This window comes from Streptosporangium sp. NPDC005286 (assembly GCF_040607515.1).
Classification (GTDB): domain Bacteria; phylum Actinomycetota; class Actinomycetes; order Streptosporangiales; family Streptosporangiaceae; genus Streptosporangium.
Window position 1 is genome coordinate 22,487 of the sequence record NZ_JBEXGU010000020.1, and the last position, 20,669, is coordinate 43,155.

The 20,669-nt window shown below is 70.3% G+C and carries 22 protein-coding genes and 1 pseudogene; 9 read left to right on the forward strand and 14 right to left on the reverse strand.

Features of this window, described 5'->3' with window-relative positions; genetic code table 11:
- Positions 1-10: 10 nt before the first annotated feature.
- Positions 11-1,609, reverse strand: a complete 1,599-nt coding sequence (locus tag ABZU75_RS10545) for a M4 family metallopeptidase (RefSeq protein ID WP_355551711.1) — start codon at positions 1,607-1,609, stop codon at positions 11-13.
- 319 nt (positions 1,610-1,928) lie between these two features.
- Between ABZU75_RS10545 and ABZU75_RS10550 the strand changes: the two genes are divergently transcribed.
- The 3 genes and pseudogenes from ABZU75_RS10550 (at position 1,929) to ABZU75_RS10560 (ending at position 3,778) form a co-directional block, all read left to right on the forward strand.
- The gene (locus ABZU75_RS10550; protein ID WP_355551714.1) at positions 1,929-2,741 is read left to right on the forward strand and encodes an SAM-dependent methyltransferase; all 813 of its coding nucleotides are present in this window, start codon (positions 1,929-1,931) and stop codon (positions 2,739-2,741) included.
- Positions 2,742-2,974: 233 nt separating this feature from the next.
- Positions 2,975-3,124 (forward strand): annotated as a pseudogene (locus tag ABZU75_RS10555) (oxidoreductase C-terminal domain-containing protein); the annotation flags it as partial.
- Between the two features lie 9 nt (positions 3,125-3,133).
- Complete coding sequence (locus ABZU75_RS10560) at positions 3,134-3,778, forward strand: lysoplasmalogenase (RefSeq protein ID WP_355551717.1); 645 nt, start codon at positions 3,134-3,136, stop codon at positions 3,776-3,778.
- A gap of 117 nt (positions 3,779-3,895) precedes the next feature.
- On the opposite strand, the gene ABZU75_RS10565 is transcribed toward ABZU75_RS10560, so the two are convergent.
- Both ABZU75_RS10565 and ABZU75_RS10570 read right to left on the reverse strand, forming a co-directional pair.
- A complete protein-coding gene (locus tag ABZU75_RS10565) occupies positions 3,896-4,798 on the reverse strand; it encodes a dioxygenase (RefSeq protein WP_355551720.1) in 903 nt (300 codons plus the stop codon).
- Entirely contained in the window at positions 4,795-5,073 is a 279-nt protein-coding gene (locus ABZU75_RS10570) for a fumarylacetoacetate hydrolase family protein (protein WP_355551723.1), read from the reverse strand. Before ABZU75_RS10570 ends, ABZU75_RS10565 begins: the two co-directional genes overlap by 4 nt.
- Positions 5,074-5,121: 48 nt before the next feature.
- Here ABZU75_RS10570 and ABZU75_RS10575 point away from each other — a divergent pair, with 48 nt between their 5' ends.
- Positions 5,122-5,499, forward strand: a complete 378-nt coding sequence (locus ABZU75_RS10575) for a hypothetical protein (protein WP_355551726.1) — start codon at positions 5,122-5,124, stop codon at positions 5,497-5,499.
- Here the strand turns inward: ABZU75_RS10575 and ABZU75_RS10580 are convergent.
- From ABZU75_RS10580 to ABZU75_RS10595, 4 genes are all read right to left on the reverse strand, one after another.
- The gene (locus ABZU75_RS10580; protein WP_355551729.1) at positions 5,448-5,888 is read right to left on the reverse strand and encodes an OsmC family protein; all 441 of its coding nucleotides are present in this window, start codon (positions 5,886-5,888) and stop codon (positions 5,448-5,450) included. The two genes, ABZU75_RS10575 and ABZU75_RS10580, sit on opposite strands and share 52 nt — an antisense overlap.
- 167 nt (positions 5,889-6,055) lie before the next feature.
- The gene (locus tag ABZU75_RS10585; RefSeq protein ID WP_355551732.1) at positions 6,056-6,313 is read right to left on the reverse strand and encodes a DUF1876 domain-containing protein; all 258 of its coding nucleotides are present in this window, start codon (positions 6,311-6,313) and stop codon (positions 6,056-6,058) included.
- A 105-nt stretch (positions 6,314-6,418) separates the two neighbouring features.
- Positions 6,419-7,537 carry a fructose-1,6-bisphosphate aldolase/phosphatase gene (gene fbp / locus ABZU75_RS10590; RefSeq protein ID WP_355551735.1) on the reverse strand — a complete coding sequence of 373 codons (1,119 nt, stop codon included), beginning with the start codon at positions 7,535-7,537 and terminating at the stop codon, positions 6,419-6,421.
- A gap of 395 nt (positions 7,538-7,932) precedes the next feature.
- Entirely contained in the window at positions 7,933-8,364 is a 432-nt protein-coding gene (locus ABZU75_RS10595; protein ID WP_355551738.1) for an Hsp20/alpha crystallin family protein, read from the reverse strand.
- Between the two features lie 106 nt (positions 8,365-8,470).
- Here ABZU75_RS10595 and ABZU75_RS10600 point away from each other — a divergent pair, with 106 nt between their 5' ends.
- From ABZU75_RS10600 to ABZU75_RS10620, 5 genes are all read left to right on the forward strand, one after another.
- Positions 8,471-8,668 carry a hypothetical protein gene (locus ABZU75_RS10600; RefSeq protein WP_355551869.1) on the forward strand — a complete coding sequence of 66 codons (198 nt, stop codon included), beginning with the start codon at positions 8,471-8,473 and terminating at the stop codon, positions 8,666-8,668.
- Positions 8,635-9,306: an MFS transporter gene (locus tag ABZU75_RS10605; protein WP_355551865.1), complete on the forward strand. Its 672-nt coding sequence runs from the start codon at positions 8,635-8,637 to the stop codon at positions 9,304-9,306. Before ABZU75_RS10600 ends, ABZU75_RS10605 begins: the two co-directional genes overlap by 34 nt.
- A gap of 258 nt (positions 9,307-9,564) precedes the next feature.
- Positions 9,565-10,155 (forward strand): matrixin family metalloprotease, encoded by a 591-nt coding sequence (locus ABZU75_RS10610; protein ID WP_350927495.1) that lies wholly within the window; start codon positions 9,565-9,567, stop codon positions 10,153-10,155.
- 11 nt (positions 10,156-10,166) lie between these two features.
- The gene (locus tag ABZU75_RS10615) at positions 10,167-11,111 is read left to right on the forward strand and encodes a hypothetical protein (RefSeq protein ID WP_355551742.1); all 945 of its coding nucleotides are present in this window, start codon (positions 10,167-10,169) and stop codon (positions 11,109-11,111) included.
- Positions 11,112-11,321: 210 nt separating this feature from the next.
- A complete protein-coding gene (locus ABZU75_RS10620) occupies positions 11,322-11,819 on the forward strand; it encodes a DUF1203 domain-containing protein (protein WP_355551744.1) in 498 nt (165 codons plus the stop codon).
- Between the two features lie 77 nt (positions 11,820-11,896).
- On the opposite strand, the gene ABZU75_RS10625 is transcribed toward ABZU75_RS10620, so the two are convergent.
- Genes ABZU75_RS10625 through ABZU75_RS10655 form a run of 7 tightly spaced genes read right to left on the reverse strand, consistent with a single transcriptional unit; the run spans position 11,897 to position 20,655 of the window.
- Positions 11,897-13,060 carry an acyl-CoA dehydrogenase family protein gene (locus ABZU75_RS10625; protein ID WP_355551746.1) on the reverse strand — a complete coding sequence of 388 codons (1,164 nt, stop codon included), beginning with the start codon at positions 13,058-13,060 and terminating at the stop codon, positions 11,897-11,899.
- A complete protein-coding gene (locus ABZU75_RS10630) occupies positions 13,047-14,246 on the reverse strand; it encodes a CoA transferase (protein ID WP_355551749.1) in 1,200 nt (399 codons plus the stop codon). Before ABZU75_RS10630 ends, ABZU75_RS10625 begins: the two co-directional genes overlap by 14 nt.
- Positions 14,247-14,284: 38 nt before the next feature.
- Positions 14,285-15,751, reverse strand: coding sequence for a glycerol kinase (locus ABZU75_RS10635; RefSeq protein WP_355551752.1), 1,467 nt, complete (start codon positions 15,749-15,751; stop codon positions 14,285-14,287).
- A complete protein-coding gene (locus ABZU75_RS10640) occupies positions 15,748-17,499 on the reverse strand; it encodes a glycerol-3-phosphate dehydrogenase/oxidase (RefSeq protein ID WP_355551756.1) in 1,752 nt (583 codons plus the stop codon). Before ABZU75_RS10640 ends, ABZU75_RS10635 begins: the two co-directional genes overlap by 4 nt.
- A gap of 11 nt (positions 17,500-17,510) precedes the next feature.
- The gene (locus tag ABZU75_RS10645; protein ID WP_355551759.1) at positions 17,511-18,527 is read right to left on the reverse strand and encodes a DUF2804 domain-containing protein; all 1,017 of its coding nucleotides are present in this window, start codon (positions 18,525-18,527) and stop codon (positions 17,511-17,513) included.
- Entirely contained in the window at positions 18,524-19,978 is a 1,455-nt protein-coding gene (locus tag ABZU75_RS10650) for an NAD-dependent succinate-semialdehyde dehydrogenase (protein ID WP_355551762.1), read from the reverse strand. Before ABZU75_RS10650 ends, ABZU75_RS10645 begins: the two co-directional genes overlap by 4 nt.
- Positions 19,975-20,655 carry a GntR family transcriptional regulator gene (locus ABZU75_RS10655; protein ID WP_355551765.1) on the reverse strand — a complete coding sequence of 227 codons (681 nt, stop codon included), beginning with the start codon at positions 20,653-20,655 and terminating at the stop codon, positions 19,975-19,977. The genes ABZU75_RS10650 and ABZU75_RS10655 overlap by 4 nt, the downstream gene beginning before the upstream one ends.
- Between the last annotated feature and the right edge of the window lie 14 nt (positions 20,656-20,669).

Sequence of the window (20,669 nt, forward strand, 5' to 3'; positions counted from 1 at the left end):
TCGCCCGGTGCTACGGGCAGGTCGCCTCGCCGCTCTGCAGCGGGACGTTCACCGCGGTCCAGGCGGCCTTGACCGCGTTGACCTCGACGCAACCCGAGAAGAGCGCCTTGGCGGCGGCCACGGTGGCCTTCCGTGCCTTGGGGTGCGTCCACGGCGAGGTCTTGCTGTTCAGCCCGGCCTGGAAGATCTGGCCGGCCTTCTGGATGCCGATACCGGTCAGCGTGGCCGGACCCGAGCAGACGGAGCTGGCCGGCTTGCCCACCGGGTTGGTGCCCTCGGCGAGCAGGTAGAACCAGTGGTTCTGCGGGCCCGCTCCCGCGTGCACCTCGAAGTTGAAGGGGGAGCTGTAGCAGTTCGGGTCGCCGAGCGCGCCGGGGTTGTACATGTTGCGGATCTCGCCCGAGCCGACCAGATTGACCTCCTCGCCCACCAGGTAGTCCGGCGGGTCGAGGCTGGCGGGCTGGTTGGCGTAGTGCTCGGTCAGCGCGCCGAAGATGTCGCCGGTCGACTCGTTCAGGCCGCCGGCCTCGGCGGTGTTGGTCACGGGGGCCCCGGAGTACTGGAAGACGGCGTGACCGAACTCGTGGCCGACCACGTCCATCGGGGTGGCCTGCCGGTTGTTGGCCTGGTTACGCCCGAAGTTGGTGTAGCTGCCGGTCCAGTAGGCGTTGACGGCGCTCAGGCCGACCCGGGCCGGGAACGCGCCGCCGGAGCCGTTGAACCCGTTGCGGCCCAGCCAGTTGCGGAGCATGTCCCACTCCTTCTGCGCCGCGTACAGGGCGTCGACGCAGGCGGTCTCCAGGTTGGTGCCCGAGCCGGTGCCCCAGGCGTCGTCGGTCCCGGTGTAGGCGGTGCCGCCCTGCCCGCCGCAGCGCAGGCCGGGACGGGTGGTGTCGGTCATCGAGTACGAACTGCCGGAACCCGAGGTCTGGATGGTCACCGGGTTGCCGTTGTAGTAGCTGTTGCCGGTGCCGGCGCGGACGTCGTCGTAGGAGTCGAAGATCGACCCGTCGACGGCGTCCACGAAGACGTGCAGGACGCTCGGGATCTCGCCGTTGGTGCCGGTGACGACCACCTCCCAGGCCAGCCTGGGCGTGGTGGTGGCGGCGTGCACGAGCAACCGGGGGGTGCTCACGCTCTCCACGGTGGACACCTGCGCCCGGGCGGTGGCGGTCGCCGCGGCGGCGTCCACCTTGCTCGTGACGTCGACCGTGATCCTGGACTGCTGGCCCGAGCTCACCGACCCGACCAGCTCGCCGGCCCGGTCGGTGGACACGATCACGTCACCGCCGAACACCGGCAGCCCCCGGTAGGTGCGCGCGTAGGTCAGGTACTGCAGGCCCTTGGCGCCGGAGATGTTGGCGGTCAGGGTGAACTTCTCGTTCTGCCCCTTGAGGAGGGCTTCCGACCTCATCGCGATGGTGGCGTTGGCCGTGGTCACGGCGCGGTCGCGCGCCTCCGCGTCCGGCGGTGAGTACGGCGGAGGGTCGGCGGAGACGGTGCGGGCGGCGATGTCCGCCGGTGCTGACGCGGCGCTCACCGCGGTGGGGGTGACCAGGGCGGTGACGGCCAGTACGGCCACGGCGCCCAGTTTGGTCTTCGGATTCACGGGGGGTGACTCCTCTCGGTGTCCCTGGAGGGGAAGAGGGATACAAGGAGCCCTAAGGGTCGGGGCTACCCCAAAGCTGACACCGAGCGAGGCGGACGAATACCTCACAAAATCCCATAACGCCGTGGTATGGGCGGCTATCCGTACCGGGGGAGCCCCTGCCGTCACGGCTCACCGGTGCGGGTAAGGACGTCATGTTTTGGGGGTTCATAGGCTGAATTGCCCTGATGTACGGCGTTTTTTTCGCCGGGCCGATCGGAGATCATCTAAGGTGGGCTTCGATCGTGTTGTTACGGGGTGTGCTTGTGAGGAGGCTCTGATGAGCGAGGAAATCACAGAGGTCGACACCGAGGTGTTGGCGCGAATCGACACCTCGATCCCACATTCGGCGCGGGTGTGGGACTACTGGCTTGGCGGTAAGGACAACTACGGTCCCGACCGCGCGGTCGGCGACGAGATCGTGAAGGTCATGCCGGACCTGCCGGTCAACGCGCGGGCCGAGCGGGAGTTCATCGGCCGGGTCGTGAGCCATCTGGCCGGTGAGGCGGGCATCGACCAGTTCCTGGACGTGGGCACCGGCATTCCGGCCGCGGACAACACCCACCAGGTCGCCCAGCGGGTCAATCCCAAGGCGCGGATCGTCTACGTCGACAACGACCCGATCGTGCTGGCCCACGCCAGGGCGTTGCTGCGCGGCACCCCCGATGGGGAGACCGCCTACATCGACGCCGACCTGCGCGATCCCGAGCCCATCCTGCGACAGGCTGCGCGGACGCTGGACTTCTCCCGGCCGGTCGCGCTGATGCTGATGGGCGTCCTGGAGTTCGTCCCCGACGGGGACCAGGCCCAAAGCGCGGTGCGCACGCTGCTGGACGCGCTCCCCTCGGGCAGCTACCTGGCCATCGCGCACAGCGTGCACAGCCCGTCGATGGACGAGGCCGCCGCCAAGTGGAACGCCAGCGCCGCCACCCCGCTCACCCTCCGCACCCGGCAGCAGTTGGAGGAGTTCCTCGACGGGCTGGAGTTCCTGGAGCCCGGCGTGGTGTCGCTGCCCAAGTGGCGGCCCGAACCGCAGACCAGCTTCCGCGACCGCGACGTCTTCCAGTACGGCGGCGTGGGCCGCAAGCCGTAGGGCGCCTCGCCGTCCGCACGTCCTGACCCCACGTTCTGACCCGGAGCCCCGGATCGGCCCTGCCCGGTCCGGGGGCTCGATGACCCCCGGCCATGCCGGCACAGGCCGACGCCCCGGACGTGCGCCGCCGCGTCGAGAATACGCTCGCGCGTTCGAGCGGCCTTGGAACTCTCCTCCGCGGCTGAGGCGGTGGCTTTCACGGGCACGGAGCCACGGTCCCGTACTTCTGGTCGGATCGGTACGGCGCGCGCATCCAGTTCGTCGGGGTCCCCGCGACCGACGAGGTCCGCGTCGTCGACGGTGATCCCGCGGGGGAGCGCTTCGTCGTCCTCTACCGTCGAAAGGCGACGGGCGCCTTGGGCCTGCCGGGCGGCAGGCCCTAGCATCCAGATGTGCAGAATGATGTTCTAAGGGCCGGAGTGGTCCCACGCGCCCTGCTGGCCGCCTTCTGGCTCTGTTCCGCGGTCCATCTGGTGCTGGTCGCCGCCGGCGAAGGCCCGATGAACTCGGTGACCAAGGCGCTGCTGATGCCGCTGCTCGCGGCCTGGGTGCTGGCGCGGCGGGGACCGCGCCTGCTGGTGGCGGCGCTCCTGCTCTCCTGGGGCGGTGACGTGGCCCTGGAGATCGACGGTCTCTTCCTCGCGGGCATGGCCCTGTTCGCCGGGGCGCACGTCTGTTACGTGACCTGTCTCGTCCGCGAGGGGGCACTTCGGGCGCTGCGCCGCCGTCCGGCGATCCCGGTGGTCTACGGCGTCCTGTGGGCGGGCATGATCTTCGTCCTCTGGCCCGGTCTGGGCGACCTGCGCCTGCCGGTGGCCGTCTACTCGCTGCTGCTGACCGCCACCGCGGTGACCGCCGCCGGTCTCGGCCCGCGCATCGGGGCCGGGGGCGCCCTGTTCCTGCTCTCCGACGCGCTGATCGCGTTCGGCCTGGCGGACCTTCCCCGCCCGCCGATGACCGGCCTGGTGATCATGGCGACCTACGTCGCGGCCCAGTACCTCCTGGCCTCGGGCATCGTCGATCGCCTCCGTAGCTGAGGCGGTCACACCGCCGGCGGCGGATGTCCCCCTCCGCCGGAGGGGGACATCCGATCGGCCTGCTCCGGGGAGATCGTCACCAGCGGGGTGGCGAGCAGGTGCCGGGGCTCTCCGTGATCACCTTTTCATCTCCGACTCGGTGGCGAGCCTGATGTCGAACGTGACGTCCAGGTAGGGCCCGTCCATCCCGTACCGCTCGATCGAGGCATGGTCCTCGCGCGGCTCGAAGTCGACGATGATCTCCGGCTTGACCGCGAAGGCGGCGTCGGAGTCCAGGTAGGGGTCGTCGTTGACGAACACGTGGGTGGTCAGCGTGTGATGCCCGGCTGCCTCGACGCGGATGTGAAGATGGCCGGGGCGCATGGGATGACGTCCCATGGCGCGGAGCATGTCGCCTGCCGGGCCGTCCATCGGTACGGGGTAGCTGGCGGGCTTCACGGTGCGGAACCAGTACTCGCCGTTCTCGTCGGCGGTGAACAGACCGCGCAGGTTGCCTTCGGGCTGCTCGGCGTCCTGGGTGTCGTAGTGGCCCTTGTCGTCGGCCTGCCACACGTCGAGGATCGCACCCGGCAGGCGGTTCCCGTGGCAGTCCTGCACGGTGCCGTGGATCACGGCACTCTCGGCCCGGCCCCATTCGGGGCCCGCGGCGATGAGGTCACCCAGCTCGCGCGGCGGTGCCACGGAGTGGAAGGGGCCCTCCACCGAGCTCGGCGTCATGTCGGCCGGTCCCTGGTTGTTCACGTCATCGACGAGTGTGGTCAGTCCCAGCATGTCCGAGAGCAGGACGAACTCCTGCCGGGTGGGCGTGCAGAACGAGCCGGTACGCGCGAGGAAGGCGAGTCCCGCCTCCCACTCGGCCGCCGTCGGCCTCACGTCCTCGACGAAGCCGTGCAGGTGACGGATGAGGCTCTCCATGACGGTCATCAATCGGGTGTCCGTACCCTGGAGCTGGCCGACGACCTGCTCGGTCACGGGGTGGCTGCCGGCCGGGCCGTGCCCGGAGCTCACGGTCTCACTCATGCCCAGTCCTCTGCGCTCGCTGTGTTGATCACTGGAGTACGGACGCCGCTCGACTTCCCGACCTCCACCTCGACCACGTCGCCGTCGTGCAGCAGCCACGGGGGTGTACGCGCGTAGCCGATCCCGGACGGCGTTCCGGTGGCGATGATGTCGCCGGGCCGGAGCGTGAACACGCGGCTGTTGAACGAGAGAGTCGTCCCTGCCGAGAAGATCATCTTATTGGTCGAGGAGACCGAGGGTATCCGGCTCGTCAAGGAGCCGGGGAGGCGGGTCACTCCGCGGAGTTCTTCGGCCTGGACGGCACCGGTGAGCAGGGCTGGACCGTGTCGGCCGGGCGGCTCGACGTCCTGGTCAACGATGCCGGCACCGGCCTGGGGGAGAGCGAACCCGGGGTGCTGCTCGCCCTGGCCGGGGTGAACGAGATCTCGTGCGTGATCGCGGGGCACGACCGCCGCGCCCGGACCTCCCGCCCGAGGGGGACCGGCGTGCCGCACGAGGCACGCAGGGGGATGCGGCTCGCCGAGGACCTCGGCCTGCCAGTGGTCATGGTGATCGACACGCCGGGCGCGGCCGGCTCGGCGCGTGCTGTCAGACGCGCTCGGGCCGATCCGTGGCCCGAGGATGTGCCGGGCTCAGGTCACCGATGGCATCAGGTCGTTTCAATCGCCTCCATGACCGCCCCCTCCTCGGTGCGGACCTGAAGGGTGATCTCCGGCGGCAGCCGCAGCGAGTTGTGCACGGCGCTGTGCTCGATGACGGTGGTGAACGATTCCCGAAGACCTTCGGGAAGGCCGGGAGCGTCGACGACCAGATCGATTCGGCCGACCCGTGCCGGACGCAGTCCCAGATCGTAGTGGGCGGTCACGGTGACGCCGGCGGGCAGCTCACATCGGTGAAGGTAGCGTTCGGCGCGATGGGCGACGCAGGCCGCGAGACTCCCGACGAACAGCTCGACCGGGACGGGACCGGTGTCGCCTCCGCCGAAGTCCGTGGGCTGGTCGACACGGATGGTGTGACGGCGTATCTGCACGTCAAAGCGGCCGCCGCCGTGCCAGGTGATCTTCATCGTGCCGTTCCGGTTCTGCTTCATGGGTGACTCCACGGGTGTGTTCAGGTTCTGTAGGTGGAGCACGTGGATCTCATCGCCATGGGATGGCCCCTGCGCGTCGACAGGGGAAGGGCGCGCACCGTCCGCGGATCGTGGCCGAGGCGGACGGTGTGGTCATGCCGATCCCGGTGGCCCGGGGCGAGGGGCCGTCACCATGAGGTGGGCCCGCCGACATGGGCGATGTCCTCCGCGGTGACGGTGCGCAACCTTTCCGCCAGGTCGGCCAGCGCGCGGGCGACCGCGAGCTCGTCGCCGATCTCGGGGACCGACTGGTCGACCGGATTGCGACGCGCGTGACCGATCCCGGTCAGGTGGGTGTCGTTCTTGGTGGTCAGGAGTGCCCGGGCGGAGGTGTCATCGCCCTCTTCGGTGATGTAGATCTGCACGGTCCATTGCTTGGCTTCCATGGAAGGAACCTCCGATCGAACGGGTGTTCGTGGTGTCGTGCTTCCGAGTGTGTGGTGAGCCCGATCAGGTGCCGATCGCCCGGGATGGCCGGGCGGTCGCGCGGGTCATCCGACGGGTGTCGCGATCTCGGTGGTCATCGGGGTCCAGCGGTTCGCGAGCCGCTGGGCGAGAGCGGGCATGGTGGTGTACTCCAGCTCCGACAGTGGCAGCCGGTGCGGTTCGAACGGGCCGTGGCGGCGGAGGTAGTCCATGATCTCGCCGGCCTGGGCCCGTGCGCCGTCGAAGGCCGGATCGTCGAACATGTCGCGCGGGCCGATCAGCTTCCCGTCGTGGATCTGGAATCCCAGCGCGACCACGCGCGGCGGGCCGTCGAACCGGGACGGGTGCGCCTGCTGGACCGGGACCGGCAGGAACGGTGCGTGGTGCGAGCCGCGCATGCACCCGGCGACCGTGTACGGAAAGGCGAAGGGCTCCAGTGCCTCGCCGACCGCGGGCAATCCGGACTGGCAGCGGACGATCATCACCGGGTCGTCCTTGCCGACGTACTTGCCGGCGATCAGGGACAGCCGCTGGGTGCTGGTCGCGGCCGCGGTCTCGTCCAGGGTCTTGGAACGGACGCTGTGGATCACGTAACGGGCCGGGGCGCCGATGTACATCAGCATGTCGTACAGGTCGGCCGGGCAGTCGAAGACGATGCGCTTCTCCTCGTACAGGTCGTAGACCTCGAAGCCGAAGCCGGCGTGCATCTTTCCATCGATGACCAGGCCCGCGGTGTTGAACGGGTCGGCGAACATCTTGTACAGCGGCAGGTTCCACGCGCCCGGCTCGGTCTTGTCGGCCAGGAAGCACAGCACCGGCTCCGATGGGCGCTCCTCGAACTCCAGTTCGGCATATCCGGGACCCATGCCCCGCAGATTGCCGGAGAAGGCGTCCGACAGCAGGTCCTGGCCGGCGCCGTACAGGCCGAGTCCCTTGGCGATGTGGGTGGTGGCCTGGAAGGTGTCCCAGGCGAAGGAGTGGATGAGCCCCGCGTCGGCGCCGTAGGTGTGGGTCATGATGAGCGAGATGTCGTCACCGCAACTGGCGACCTGACCGTCGATGAGCAGTCCCGAGGCGGTCGCCCGGTCGATCTCGCGGCGGGCCTCGGCCATCATGTTCGGGTGCACCGCGGAGTGGCCGACGAACCCCCCGGTGTCGGCCTTGATGACACTCAAAGTGATCATGATGATCCCCCCGTGGGTTGTCCTGCTTCCACGCTGGTCAGGGGCCTTGTATATGGATAGGGCAGAAGGCCCCGGCCGGGCGGGACTTCCGTACCTGCTTGTGAGTGTGCTCTGGCGGCCCACGCCTTACGACATGGGCGCTCGCCTCCACGCCGGCCCCGCGAGTGTCCAAGGTCTCCTCGCGGCTCCGGATGACGTGACCGTGGGCACGATCAACACTCCAGGAAAGCAAAACCCTTGCCGACTATGACAAATCTACGGATTAACCGCATTACTACCCTGAGTATATCAAATTATGACAGAAAGTACTCGCGGCCGACCGGTGGGCGGAGGATCGCTGCGATCCGCGGGTCATGAGCGGACCCGCGTCATGTCGAGCGGGTCCGCCCGATCCGTCAGGACTTTTTCCGGGGCGTGGACTCGATCTGGATGTGCTTTTCCTGCTGTTTGGTGTCAGCGAGTTTGACGCTGACCTCCAGAACCCCCTTGTCGTAGGAAGCCTTGACGTCGTTCTCGTCCACGTCGCTGGGCAGCGTGATCGACCGGGTGAAGGAGCCGTAGCGGAACTCCGTCCGCTGCTGGTCCCGCTGCTCGTCCCGCCGCTCGGCGTGGATGGTCAGGAGGCCGTTGGACAGGGTGATGTCGACATCCTTGTCGGGGTCGATTCCCGGCAACTCGGCCCGCAGCACGTAGCGACCGTCCTTGACGTAGTCCTCGAACTTGATGGGCTGCGCCGCCGGCGACTGCAAGGCGGCGAGGGGCATGTCCAACCAGTTGAACAGCTCGGGGACGAGGCCTCGCCGCTCGCGGATCATCGGCATGCTCATGGTGTCCTCCTTGTCTACTGGGGTCTTCCCATACCTCCATCACACCACCGGGCAGGACTCGGAGGTAACAGCCAGAGGTCCCTAACACGTAGGTCTTTTGGCCGCCGTGCCCGACGCCGGAAAGCCGCCGACGTCGTTCGAACCGTGCATGGCCCTGTTCGGACTCACCGGCGCCGCGCTGTCCTCGCTGCGAGCCGGGCTGATCGACCGCTACGGACCTCGCCGGGCGCTGCCGCCGAAGTCCCCGGCCCTGCTGATCCACTGGTCGACCTGCGCGTCACCGCCCGGCGCCCGGTACTGCTGACCAACGTGGCCTCGATCGTGGCCGGATTCGCGATGTACGCCCAGGCGCTGATCGTGATCCAGATCCTGCAACTGCCCGAGGCCACCGGGTACGGCCTGGGCCAGTCGATGCTGGCCGCCGGCCTGTGGACGGCCCCGTCGGGCCTGATGATGATGGTGGTCTCGCCGCTGGGTGCGCGGCTGTCGGCCGCTCGCGGCCCCAAGGTCACCCTGGTCACCGGCAGCCTGGTCATGGCGCTCGGGTACGGCTCCTCGATGGCCCTGCTCGGGACGACGTGGGGCCTGCTGGTCGTCACCTGCCTCTGCAGCATAGGCGTCGGGCTGGCCTACGGCGCGATGCCCGCCCTGATCATGGGCGCGGTTCCCCGGTCGGAAACCGCCGCGGCCAACAGCTTCAACTCACTGATGCGCTCCATCGGCACCTCGGTGTCAGCCGCGGTGATCGGTGTCGTCCTCACCCAGATGACCATGCGAGTGGGCGGGCACACCCTGCCGTCCGAGAGCGGCTTCCGCACCGGTCTGCTGATCGGCTGCGGCGTCGCACTCGTCGCCGCGGCGATCGCCTCCGCGATCCCGGCGCGCCGGGCCGACTCCTCGGCCGAGGACGCCGTCACCGCCGAACCGGCGACCGTATCCTGACGCCTCCACCGAGAATTCCGCCGTTCCGGCCTCGAACGCGCGGGTCGCCTGGAACGCCCGGATTCGCCGGCCAGCGGCGCCCGGGGTCCGGCCGGATGAGCCGACGTGCCTGGTCAGGACGTTCTTGTCAGCGGTGAGAAAAGCCTGTTGCGAACATGGTCAAGAAACTGCGAAGATCATCACGATTTGTCATGCCTTTTGTAAGGACTACGGGTGCCCAAAAAGCCATCGAGCGAATCGGGAGTCCGAGGCCACACCTTGGCGCTCTCGACCCTGCTCGCCTTCGTCATGCTCCTCACGTTCGCGCCGCCGGCGAGCGCCAACGCGTTCGGATGGTCGTATCTGCATCCGTCAGGGTGCTGCGCGCAGGCCGACAACAAGGACCATTACTACAACTACTCGTCGTTGACCTCGTACATGAAGGTCGCGGGCAACTACGCCATGATCAAGTTGGACTCCCAGACCGACATGGCCACGCACTACGACTCCACCCCCGACAAGCACACCGATGTGGAGATGTTCGACCAGTACTACAACGACTACTGGGGCCTCGACTGGGACGGGTCGAGCACCGGAAAGAACATCTACGCCCACGCCAAGTGCGTGCGGATAATCAGCCCGGGGCTCATCAACGGTTGGTGGAAGTGCGACCAGTACGAGATCCGCTTCGATCTGGCCGACATGAGCCGCTTCTCGGAGAACGAGCGTAAGAAGACGACCTGCCACGAGGTCGGGCACACCACCGGGCTCGACCACTCCTCCCAGAGCGACTCTTGCATGAAGTCAGGCCGCTCCACCGTGCGCACCTACACCTCGCACGACGTCGCGCACATCAACGGCCGATTCTGAGGACGGAACACATGCCGAAGACGCTCCGATCCCGCACCGCGGGAGTGAGCCTCACCCTGGTCACCGCCCTGGGCCTGCTGGCCGCCGTCGGTGTGGCCGCAGCCCGGTCCAACGACCCCGCTCCTCCGTTCTGGTCCCTGATGCGCTCCAACGTGGGAGAGTCGACGGGCGAGTACCTCTACGACTCGCTGGACGACCTGACGCCGGGTGCGCCGGCCTCCGGTGCCTTCGCCCCCGCGGCGGCAATGCTGGAGGGCACCATCGTCGGCATCGAGCCGGGGATCGCCTTCGGCTCCGACGACGGCGCAGGCACCGCGCCCATCGTCGGCTACGACGATCCCGACGCGGCGGTCCGCTACGCCAGCCTCGTCGTCAGGGTGGACCGTACGCTGTCCGGACAGCTCGGCCTCGGAGTGCAGAACGGTCAGATCCGGCTGCAGGTCGAGCAGCCCAATCACACCCCCCTGGACATCCTGCGTGCTTCCATCGGCAGCGCGGGGCACGGGCTGTTCTACGTGCACAACGCCCTGGAGCGCAGCCAGGCCGAGGGACGGGCCGTGCCTCAGGCGCTGGCCGGCTACCTGGCCTCGGTGCACCTACCGATCGGCGAGGGCGTGTTCGTCGAGCAGGCGCCGGGTGAGCCGGTCATCGCGCCGCTCATGGACAACCCGGAGCGGGTGGACCAGATCCTCAACGGCGGTCCGCCGCCCGTGGAGGAGGAGCCCGAGCTGGAGACCCCCAGGCCGCCCAAGCCCTCGGACTTCCCGCACGGGGAGGACCCCGGCCAGACGCCGACGACCACTCCAGTCCCGGATCCCACGGACGACCCCGACGCCTCGGTGGTGGACGTCCCCGACCCGGTCACGACGGACACCCCCGGCCACACGGAGAGCGAGCCCGAGGTCGACACACCGACCCTGGGCCGGCTGCTGAACCGCGCGATGAGCGCGGCCTGAGAGACCGGCACCAACACCGCGTCGGCCACCTGCCGACCCGGCCACTCCGATGAGGTACGGCCCCGCCCCGGTGAACCGGGGCAGGGTCTCATCTCGATCCTTGACCTGTGTCCTCGGATCGCCCCGGCGGTTCAACAGCGTGATGGTCCGGCCTGCAACCAGGTCTGATTCCCGCCAGCGCACCGACCGGTCAGGGCCGAGCATTGATCCATGAGCACCTTCCGTACTTTCGCCATCGATGCCGAGGTCCTCGCCGAGTTGCGGGTCCGTGACGACGCCGGGCGCTTGCCCCGCCCGGTCACCGACGCGGAGGGAGGCTCCCCGCTGCGCTGCTGCCTGCGCCACAGTCTCCCCGGTGAGGAGCTCGCCCTGCTCTCGTACGCGCCGCTGCGCCGGTGGGCGGCGCGGACCGGTGGCGACCCCGGCCCGTACGAGGAGGTGGGTCCGGTCTTCGTGCACGCCGAGTCGTGCGAGGGGCCCGAGGGAACGGGCTTCCCGGCCGGCATGGGTGGTGAGCGGCGGGTCTTCCGCGCCTACGACGCCAAGGGCGGCATCCTGGGCGGACGGCTGGTGGAGCACCACATCAGCGGTGACGCCATCGCGTCGGAGGCCATCCTGGCCGAACAGTTCGCCGACCCCGAGGTGGAGCTGGTACATGTACGGGCCGTGGAGTACGGCTGCTTCATGTTCGAGGCGCGCCGCGCCTGACCCCGCCCCCCTGGGATCGCGCGCCCTTCGGCAGGACCGGCAGGCCGGCCGGGCGGAGGACCGCCCCGCTCGGCCGGTCAGCGGAAGGCGGAGTGGCCGGTGACCGCCCGGCCGAGGGTGAGGGCGTGGATCTCCTCGGTGCCCTCGTAGGTGGCGACGCTCTCCAGGTTGACCATGTGGCGCATCACCGGGTATTCGAGGGTGATCCCGTTGGCCCCGTGCACGCCGCGCGCGACGGCGGCCACCCGCTGGGCGGCGCGCACGTTGGCGAGCTTGCCGAAGCTGATGTGGGAGTGGTGGGCCCGCCCCTCGTCCTTGAGGCGGCCGATCCGCAGGGCCGTCAGGTTCGCCTGGTTGACGTCCACCAGCATGTCGGCGATCTTCCGCTGGGTGAGCTGGAAGGCGGTGATCGGCCGGCCGAACTGGGTGCGGGTCCGCGCGTAGTCGAGCGCCGCCTCGAAGCAGTCGCGGGCCGCTCCCGCGGCTCCCCACACGATGCCGAAGCGCGCCTCGGACAGGCACGACAGCGGAGCCTTGACGCCCTCGGCGAGGGGGAGCGCCGCCTCGTGCGGGAGCCGTACGCCGTCGAGGACGAGCTCGGAGGTGATCGAGGCGCGCAGCGAGATCTTCCCGTGCAGTGTGGTGGCGGAGAAACCCGCGGTGTCGCGGGGGACGAGGAAGCCGCGGATGCCGTCCTCGGCCCGCGCCCACACGACGGCGACGTCGGCGACCGACCCGTTGGTGATCCACATTTTGGTGCCGTCGAGGACCCAGTCCGTCCCGTCCCTGCGGGCCCGGGTACGCATCGAGCCCGGGTCGCTGCCCGAGTCGGGCTCGGTCAGGCCGAAGCAGCCGATGGCCTCACCGGCCGCCAGGCGCGGCAGCCACTCCCGCTTCTGCTCCTCGGAGCCGAACCGGTGGATCGCCGTCATCGCCAGCGAGCCCTGGACGGACACCAGGCTGCGCAGCCCGCTGTCAACGGCCTCCAGTTCGCGGCAGGCCAGCCCGTAGCTCACCGCGTTGGTGCCCGCGCAACCGTAGCCCTCCAGGTGCATGCCCAGCACGCCCAGCGTGCCCAGGCCCCTGGCCACCGCGTGCGGGTCGGGGATGGTGCCCGCCTCGAACCAGCCGGCGACGTGCGGCCGGAGTTCGGCGCGGCAGTAGTCGCGCACGGCGTCGCGGATCGCTCGCTCCTCGTCGTTCAGGTCGCGGTCGACTTCCAGGAAATCATGCGGGTTCAACAGGGGGCCTCGCTGACTGGACGGCTTGATGGATGACGCCCGCCTGCCGGAGGAAGGCGATGCGGTCGTCGGTGATGCCGAGTTCGGCCAGCAGTTCGCGGGTGTGCTGGCCAAGAAGCGGCGGGGGAGCGATGTCGCGGTCGGCGGAGACGCTCTCCAGGGTGAATCCGGTGCGGATGAGCTCCAGCGGTCCGGCGGTCGGGTGCTGGAGCCGCAGGGTCACGTCGCCGGCCGTGCGGATCGCGTCCAGGACGCCCCGGATCTTGCCGCAGGGAACTCCGGCCACCTCGAGCCGCGCGATCCACTCGTCCACCGGGCGGGTCGCGAAGACGGCGCCGAGTTCGGCGACCAGCGCGTCGCGGTCGCGGACGCGGCCGTCGTTGGTGCGGAACCGGGCATCGCCCCTCAGGTCGTCGCGTCCGATCGCCGTGCACAGCGCGCGGAACAGCCGGTCGTTGCCCGCGGCGACCACGAAGCGGCCGTCGGCCGCCTCGAACGTCTGGTAAGGCACCACCGTCGGGTGCGCGTTGCCGTAGGCGAGCGCCTCCTCACCTGAGACCAGCGCGCTCTGCGCCACGTTGACCAGACCGGACAGCGCCGATCCCAGGAGCGACACCTCAACCCGCTCGCCCTGTCCCCGGGTCGCCTGGCGGTGCAGGGCGCCCAGGATCGCGACGGCCGCGTTGAGCCCGGCGAGCACGTCGGTGATCGCGATCCCGACCTTGCTCGGGGGCTCGCCGGTGATGTGCATGTAGCCGCTCTCGGCCTGGATCGTCGCGTCGAACCCCGGCCGGTCGCCGCCGGGGAACCCGATGATCGAGCAGTACACGACGCCCGGGTTCGTCTGCCGTACCGCCTCGTATCCGATGCCCAGGCGCTCGGCGACCCCGGGGCGGAAGTTCTCGATGACCACGTCCGCCTCGGCGCACAGCCGCTGGGCGACCTCACGGCCGGCGGGATGCTTGATGTCGAGCGCGAGACTCCGCTTGCCGCGGTTCACCGCGAGATAGTAGGCGGCCTCGCCGCCCGCGTACGGCGGGCCCCAGGCCCGGGTGTCGTCGCCGTGCTCCGGATGCTCAACCTTGATCACCTCCGCGCCGAGCTCGGCGAGGATCATGGTGGCGTACGGTCCGGCCAGGACCCGGGAGAAGTCGGCGATCCGGATCCCATCGAGCGGACCCGTCATCGTCCCTCCCCCCGGGGGCGGGACGGGGGCGGCTGGACTCATGACCCGAACCGCCGGGCCGCGTCCACCGCGTCGAGCCAGCGGCGGTACCCCTCCGGAGAGATCTCGCGGGGCTCGAAGACCCGGCCGCCGCCTCTCACCTCGGAGATCTCGGCCGGGTCGCGCCACACCCCGCTCGCCAGGCCGGCCAGGAAGGCGGCGCCCAGGCCGGTGGCCTCGGTCGTGTCCGGCCGTACCACCGGCCGCCCCAGGAGATCGGCCTGGATCTGGCAGAGCAGGTCGTTGGACGCGGCTCCGCCGTCCACCGCCAGGTGGGAGACGGGGATGCCCGCCGCGCCGCTGACGGCCTCCACGACGTCGCGGATCTGGTAGGCGATGCCGTCGAGGACGGCACGGGCGAGATGGGCTCCGGTGGTGCCCCGGGTGATGCCCAGCAGGGCGCCCCTGGCCCGCGGATCCCAGTGCGGCGTGCCGATGCCGGTGAGCGCGGGGACGAAGATCAGTCCGTCGCTGTCGGGCACGGACCCGGCCAGCCGCTCGCTCTCGGCGGAGTCACTGATCACGCCCAGCCCGTCACGCAGCCACTGCACCGCGGCTCCGGTGACGAACACCGATCCCTCCACGGCGTACTGGACCGGCTCGCCGGCGAGTTGCCAGGCGACGGTGGACAGCAGTCCCGCGTCGGCGGGGGCGATCCGGTCACCGGTGTTGACCAGCAGGAAGCTGCCCGTGCCGTAGGTGCACTTCATCGCGCCGGGAGTGAACGCGGCGTGACCGAACAGCGCGGCCTGCTGGTCTCCCGCCACTCCGCTGATCGGCAGGTCCAGCCCGAGAAAGTGGTCGGGCGCGGTGCGGCCGACGGGCGCGCTCGAAGGGACGATCTCCGGCAGTGCGGCCGGTGGCACGTCGAAGAGCTCGGCCAGCTCCGCGGACCAGCCGGCCGTGGCGAGATCGAACAGCAGGGTACGGGAGGCGTTGGACGGATCCGTGGCGTGCAGCCGGCCACCGGTGAGCCGGGCCAGCAGGTAGGAGTCGACGGTGCCGATCGCGGTGCGGCCCTCCCGCACACCGGCCCAGACCTCCGGGAGGTTCCCGCGCAGCCAGGCCAGTTTGGTGGCGGAGAAGTAGGGGTCCAGCGGGAGCCCGGTGAGTTCGCGGATCCGCGGCTCGTGCTCCCTGAGCCGGTCACACTCCCCGGCGGAGCGGCGATCCTGCCAGACGATCGCCCGGGTCGCCGGCCGCAGGGTCGCGCGATCCCACAGCACGACGGTCTCGCGCTGGTTGGTCAGTCCGACACAGGAGACCGGCAGGGCCGCCGAGGCGAGCGCGTCCGAGCAGGCCCGCAGCGTGGCGGCCCAGATCTCGTCGGGGTCGTGCTCGACGAGGCCGGGCGCGGGGAAGTGCTGCGGGAACTCGTGGTGGCCGCGGCCCAGGACACGCCCGTCCTGCGCGATCACGAGTGAGGTGACACCGGTGGTCCCGGCGTCGATGGCCAGAACGCTCATGCGGCACCGCTCCATCGGCCGGCGAGGTCGGCGAGCAGGGGGACGAGCTCGGCGTCGGCGGAGGTGTCCAGCGCCGAGCGCGTCACCTCGGCCGCGTGCGTGTAGTTCCCGGCCTGCTCGACGGCCCAGCTCGCGCTACGGCCCAGCGCGCCGGCCAGCAGACGGGCCACGTGGGGTGCGGCGCCCACGCCTCCGTCGGCGGTCTCCAGCCCGGCCCGGCTGCGGCGGCGCAGTACGTCGTCCACGGTCATCGCGGCCTCGTGCCGTGCGGCGTACAGGACCTCGGCCGCCAGCAGTGAGGGCGTGCCCGGTACGGGTTCCAGCAGCTCCGGGTCTCGGCGGCCCATGACCAGCAGGGCCGGATAGTCGGCGCCGTAACGGCGCGCCAGCCGTTCCACCACCGCCACGGGGAGCCCCGCGGCCACGGCGGCGGAGTCGCGGCGCGCCCAGGCCTGGGCGTAGCCGTTGGAGCCGACCAGCCCGAGGTGCTCGGTCACCGACGGGCGGACCTTCGGCAGGCCGCGCACCACCGCGTCGACCGCGTCCTTGGCCATGATCCGGTAGGTGGTCAGCTTGCCGCCGACGACGACCACGACGCCGGGCGCGACCTCCTTCACCACGTGCTCGCGGCTGATGGCCGTGGTGGAGTTCCGGTCGGGCTGGTCCACCAGGGGACGCAGACCGGCGTACACACCGAGCACGTCGTCCTTGGTCAGCGGATCGCTCAGCCACTGGTTGACCTGGTCGAGCAGGTAGCGAACGTCGGCGCCGGTGGGGAGCACCGGCCCGGGGCCGATCTCCCACGGGGTGTCCGTGGTGCCGACGAGCACCACGTCCCCGGTCGGGATGAGGAACAGCACGGAGTGGGGTGTGCGGGCGATCAGCGCGCTGTCGAGCCTCAGCCGCTCGCGTGACACGACCAGGTGCACCCCCTTGGAGGCGCGGACCCCCACCTGCTGGTCGCCGAGCATCTGCTGGGTGAGCCCCGACCAGGGGCCGGTGGCCAGCACCACGCGGCGTGCGCGGACGGTGAACTCCGTACCGGTGAGCAGGTCCTCGCAGGTGGCCACCGTGTGGCCGGAGCGGGAGGCCAGGGCGTTGACCCGGACCCGGGTCAGCACGGTGGCCCCCTCCCGCGCGGCCGTACGGGCGAGCGTGGTGACCAGGCGGGCGTCGTCCACGTGGCCGTCGTCGTAGGCCAGCGCGCCCACGGCGGCGTCACGGCGCAACTGCGGCGCCTCGCGGAGCAGGGCGCGGTGGGTCAGGTGCCGGTGCCGGCGGAATCCGTGCCGGTCGCCGATCCCGGCGAGCGCGTCGTAGAGGGTCAGCCCGGCGCCCACGTAGCCGCGTTCCCACACCCGGTGGGTCAGCGGATAGAGAAAGGACATCCGCTGGACGAGGTGTGGCGCCAGGTCCTGCAGCAGGCCGCGCTCGTGCAGCGCCTCCCGGACCAGCCCGAACTCCATCTGCTCCAGGTAGCGTACGCCGCCGTGGAGCAGGCGGCTGGAGTTGCTCGAGGTTCCCGACGCGAGGTCGCCGCCCTCCAGCAGGGCCGTGGTCAGCCCGCGCGAGGCCGCGTCCAGTGCCGCGCCCGCGCCGGTCGCGCCGCCGCCGACCACCAGGACGTCCAGCAGGCCGCCGGTCACCTCGGCCAGGTCACAGTCACGGCGCAGCGGGTCGAGGCGGTCGCCCGCTCCGAAGGGCAGACCGGCCGCGAACGGTTCACACTCTCGCTCAGAGATCATCATGTTCTGCTCCATTACCAGCGTCGCTGTACTTCCTCGGCCCAGCCGTACAGGTCGTCGACCTTGACCACGGTCCCGTCGTCGGCGACGACGGTGCCGCGGTAGTGACCGAAGGCCTGGTCCTCCCGGCTGCGCATGTAGCGGAGCCGGGTGACATCGGAGGACCGGACGTACTCGGGGACGAACTCCAGGTCGACCCGCTCGCCGGTGATCCGCCAGGGGGCCATCCAGTCGGCGGTGTCGTAGCGCCAGACCAGTTCCTCGCTGATCTTGTGCAGCCTTCCGTCCAGGAGGATCCCGTTCTCGACGCTGCCGGTGCCGTCGGTCCACTTACCGCCGATCTGCACGCCGATCTCGTGGCCGCCGGAGCGCCCGGACGCCGCGCCCCAGTTCCACAGCACGTTGCCGGGCCACCGGCCACGCCCGTGGTCCAGGGTGGCGAGGGTGTCCTCGGCGGACAGGTTGATGCGGCGGCCGTTCACGACCAGCGTGCCCTCGGCGGGGCGTCCGAGATCCTTGACGGTGTACTGGAAGCGGCGGGAGGACCACGGCACGACCACGCCCAGGCTGTCACGGCCCTCGACGCGGTGCACGAGCAGGTCGGCGTCGAACTCGGGGGACCTCACCCGTAGCCGGGTGCCCACGGCCGCCTCGTCCACGGCGATCTTGACCGGGCCCTTCGCGATCCTGACGCTGCCCTCGCCGCTCCGCTCGGAGAATCCGGTGCCCTGGCTCGGTACGAGCAGGCTCCGGCTGAACACGTCCTTCTTCGTGGTGCGGTCCAGGTACCAGACGGACTCACCGGCCAGATAGTCCAGGCTGGAGGCGCTGAAGGAGAAGATGTGCTCGGGACTGGTCAGGCACCAGTAGTCCCAGCGCATCGTACGGCCCCAGCCCCGGATGTTGGACCGGTGCAGCGGGGTACGGCTCCAGCCGACCGCCTCCGGGTTGAGGCGCCCATCCGGACGGCAGAGGTCGACCCGCTTGGTGATCTCGCGCTCGACGATCCGGCGGGAGGTCTCCTTGGTCATCGGCCCAGTCCCACGTTGACGTACTTGTACTCCACGAAATCCTCCACTCCGTGACGGCCGCCCTCGCGGCCGTATCCACTGCCCTTGACCCCGCCGAACGGCCCCTGCGGCGGGGCGAGCGGGGCTCCGTTGACCGAGACGATGCCGAACTGAAGTTCCTCGCAGACGCGCACGATCCGGCCCAGGTCCCGCGTCCACAGGTAGGCGGCCAGGCCGTACGGCGTGGCGTTGGCCCTGGCCACCACGTCGGCGTCCACGTCGGCGTCCACGTCGGCGTCCTCGTCGGCGCCGAAGGTCAGGACCGGGGCGACCGGGCCGAAGGTCTCCTGCCTGCACACGAGCATCTCGTCGGTGACGCCGGTCAGGACGGTGGGCGGGTGCAGCCTTCCGGTTCCCTCCCGGCGGGTCGTCGCCAGCCGGGCGCCGTGCGTGAGCGCGTCCTCGACGTGCCGCCTGACCTTGGCGAACGCCCGGTCGTCGATCAGCGGGCCCATCGTGACGCCCGGGTCCATGCCGTTGCCCACGGTGATCGCCTCGGCCAGCCTGACGAGCTCGTCGGTGAACTCCGCGGCGACGGACTCGTGGACGTAGATCCGGTTCGGGGAGGTGCAGGCCTGGCCGGCGTTCATGAACTTGGCCCGGGCCACGCCCGCGGCGGCGGCGGTCACGTCGGCGTCGGGGAAGACGAGCACCGGGGCATGGCCGCCGAGCTCGACGCTGAGCCGTTTGACGTCGTCGGCGCTCTGCCGGATCAGCTGCCTGCCGACGGCCGTCGAGCCGGTGAACGAGACCTTCCTGACCCGCGAGTCGGCCATGATCGCCTCGGCGAACTCCCGTGGCCGGGCCGTGGTGACCAGGTTGAAGACCCCCGGCGGGAAACCGGCCTCGGTCAGGCACTCGGCGACCGCGATCGCCGACAGCGGGGTGAGCTCGGAGGGCTTGAGGACCACGGTGCACCCCGCGGCCAGCGCCGGGCCCAGCTTGCGGGTGATCATCGAGACCGGGAAGTTCCAGGGGGTGATCGCCGCGACGACGCCCACCGGTTCCGGCAGCAGCCAGATGCGGGTGTCGGTGCTGGTGGAGGGGATGGTCTCGCCGTACACGCGGCGGGTCTCCTCGGCGGACCACAGGAGGTGGTCGGCTCCCGCGACCACCTCGCCGATCGCCTCCGCCAGCGGTTTGCCCTGCTCGGCGGTCATCATCGCGCCGATCGCCTCGGCCCGGCCGGTCAGCAGCCCGGCGGCCCGGCGCATGATCACGGCGCGCTCGTGCGCGGGCATGGCGCGCCAGCCGGGGAGCGCGGCGGCCGCCGCGTCGACGGCTTCGGTGGTCAGCCTCCCGTCGCAGTCGGCCACCTCGGCGACGGTCTCGCCGGTCGCCGGATCGGTGACCGTGAAGCGTTCCGCCGCGTCCCGCCAGCGCCCTCCGACGAGGGCCTGTCCCGTTCTCATCTCTCCTCCTCCATCACTTCGATCAGCGCGGCCAGCGCGGCCATCTCGTGGGCGTACTGCAACTCGCTCGCGCGGCCGATGTCCCCCTCGACGAGCGCGTCCCTTATCGCCACGTGCTCGGCGTGGGATTTCGGCAGCCGCCAGGGGACCAACCGGAAGCCGCGCTGGGCGGTCTCCGTCTTCGACCACAGGCCCACCAGCATCCGGTGCACCAGGCGGGACTTCTCGGTGTCGCAGATCAGCGAGTGGAACCGGCGGTTCAGGGTGGCGAAGGCGGCGACGTCGCCGCCGTCGATGGCGACGAGCGAGGCCTCCAGGACGGCGTCCACCTCCAGCAACCTCGCGCCGCTGAGCGGAGCCGGGTGGAGCTGGAGGGCCAGGGAGGTGAGCGCGGCGCGGATGCCGTACAGCTCTCGCACGTTGTCCACGGTGAACTCGGCGACCACCGCGCCGATGTGCGGGCGCTCGACGAGCCACTCCTCGGACACGAGCTGCTTGATGGCCTCACGTACCGGTGTGTCGCTGACGCCGACGGCCTCGGCCACCACCCTGGTGATGATCTTCGTGCCGGGCTGGGCCTGGCCCGACATGATCATTTGCTTGATGTGGTCGGCCGCGAGATCCGCCTTGGTACGGAACGGCTTCGGCCGGCCGGACGGGGGGAACACCTCTGTCATCGCTGTTGGACACC

What these genes read in the sequence shown, in the direction of transcription:
- ABZU75_RS10550 (WP_355551714.1), top strand. Translation starts at nt 1,929, where the DNA reads ATGAGCGAGGAAATCACAGAGGTCGACACCGAGGTGTTGGCGCGAATC.
- ABZU75_RS10565 (WP_355551720.1), bottom strand. Translation starts at nt 4,798, where the DNA reads ATGAGTGAGACCGTGAGCTCCGGGCACGGCCCGGCCGGCAGCCACCCC.
- ABZU75_RS10580 (WP_355551729.1), bottom strand. Translation starts at nt 5,888, where the DNA reads ATGAAGCAGAACCGGAACGGCACGATGAAGATCACCTGGCACGGCGGC.
- ABZU75_RS10585 (WP_355551732.1), bottom strand. Translation starts at nt 6,313, where the DNA reads ATGGAAGCCAAGCAATGGACCGTGCAGATCTACATCACCGAAGAGGGC.
- fbp (WP_355551735.1), bottom strand. Translation starts at nt 7,537, where the DNA reads ATGATCACTTTGAGTGTCATCAAGGCCGACACCGGGGGGTTCGTCGGC.
- ABZU75_RS10595 (WP_355551738.1), bottom strand. Translation starts at nt 8,364, where the DNA reads ATGAGCATGCCGATGATCCGCGAGCGGCGAGGCCTCGTCCCCGAGCTG.
- ABZU75_RS10615 (WP_355551742.1), top strand. Translation starts at nt 10,167, where the DNA reads ATGCCGAAGACGCTCCGATCCCGCACCGCGGGAGTGAGCCTCACCCTG.
- ABZU75_RS10620 (WP_355551744.1), top strand. Translation starts at nt 11,322, where the DNA reads ATGAGCACCTTCCGTACTTTCGCCATCGATGCCGAGGTCCTCGCCGAG.
- ABZU75_RS10630 (WP_355551749.1), bottom strand. Translation starts at nt 14,246, where the DNA reads ATGACGGGTCCGCTCGATGGGATCCGGATCGCCGACTTCTCCCGGGTC.
- ABZU75_RS10635 (WP_355551752.1), bottom strand. Translation starts at nt 15,751, where the DNA reads ATGAGCGTTCTGGCCATCGACGCCGGGACCACCGGTGTCACCTCACTC.
- ABZU75_RS10640 (WP_355551756.1), bottom strand. Translation starts at nt 17,499, where the DNA reads ATGATGATCTCTGAGCGAGAGTGTGAACCGTTCGCGGCCGGTCTGCCC.
- ABZU75_RS10645 (WP_355551759.1), bottom strand. Translation starts at nt 18,527, where the DNA reads ATGACCAAGGAGACCTCCCGCCGGATCGTCGAGCGCGAGATCACCAAG.
- ABZU75_RS10650 (WP_355551762.1), bottom strand. Translation starts at nt 19,978, where the DNA reads ATGAGAACGGGACAGGCCCTCGTCGGAGGGCGCTGGCGGGACGCGGCG.
- ABZU75_RS10655 (WP_355551765.1), bottom strand. Translation starts at nt 20,655, where the DNA reads ATGACAGAGGTGTTCCCCCCGTCCGGCCGGCCGAAGCCGTTCCGTACC.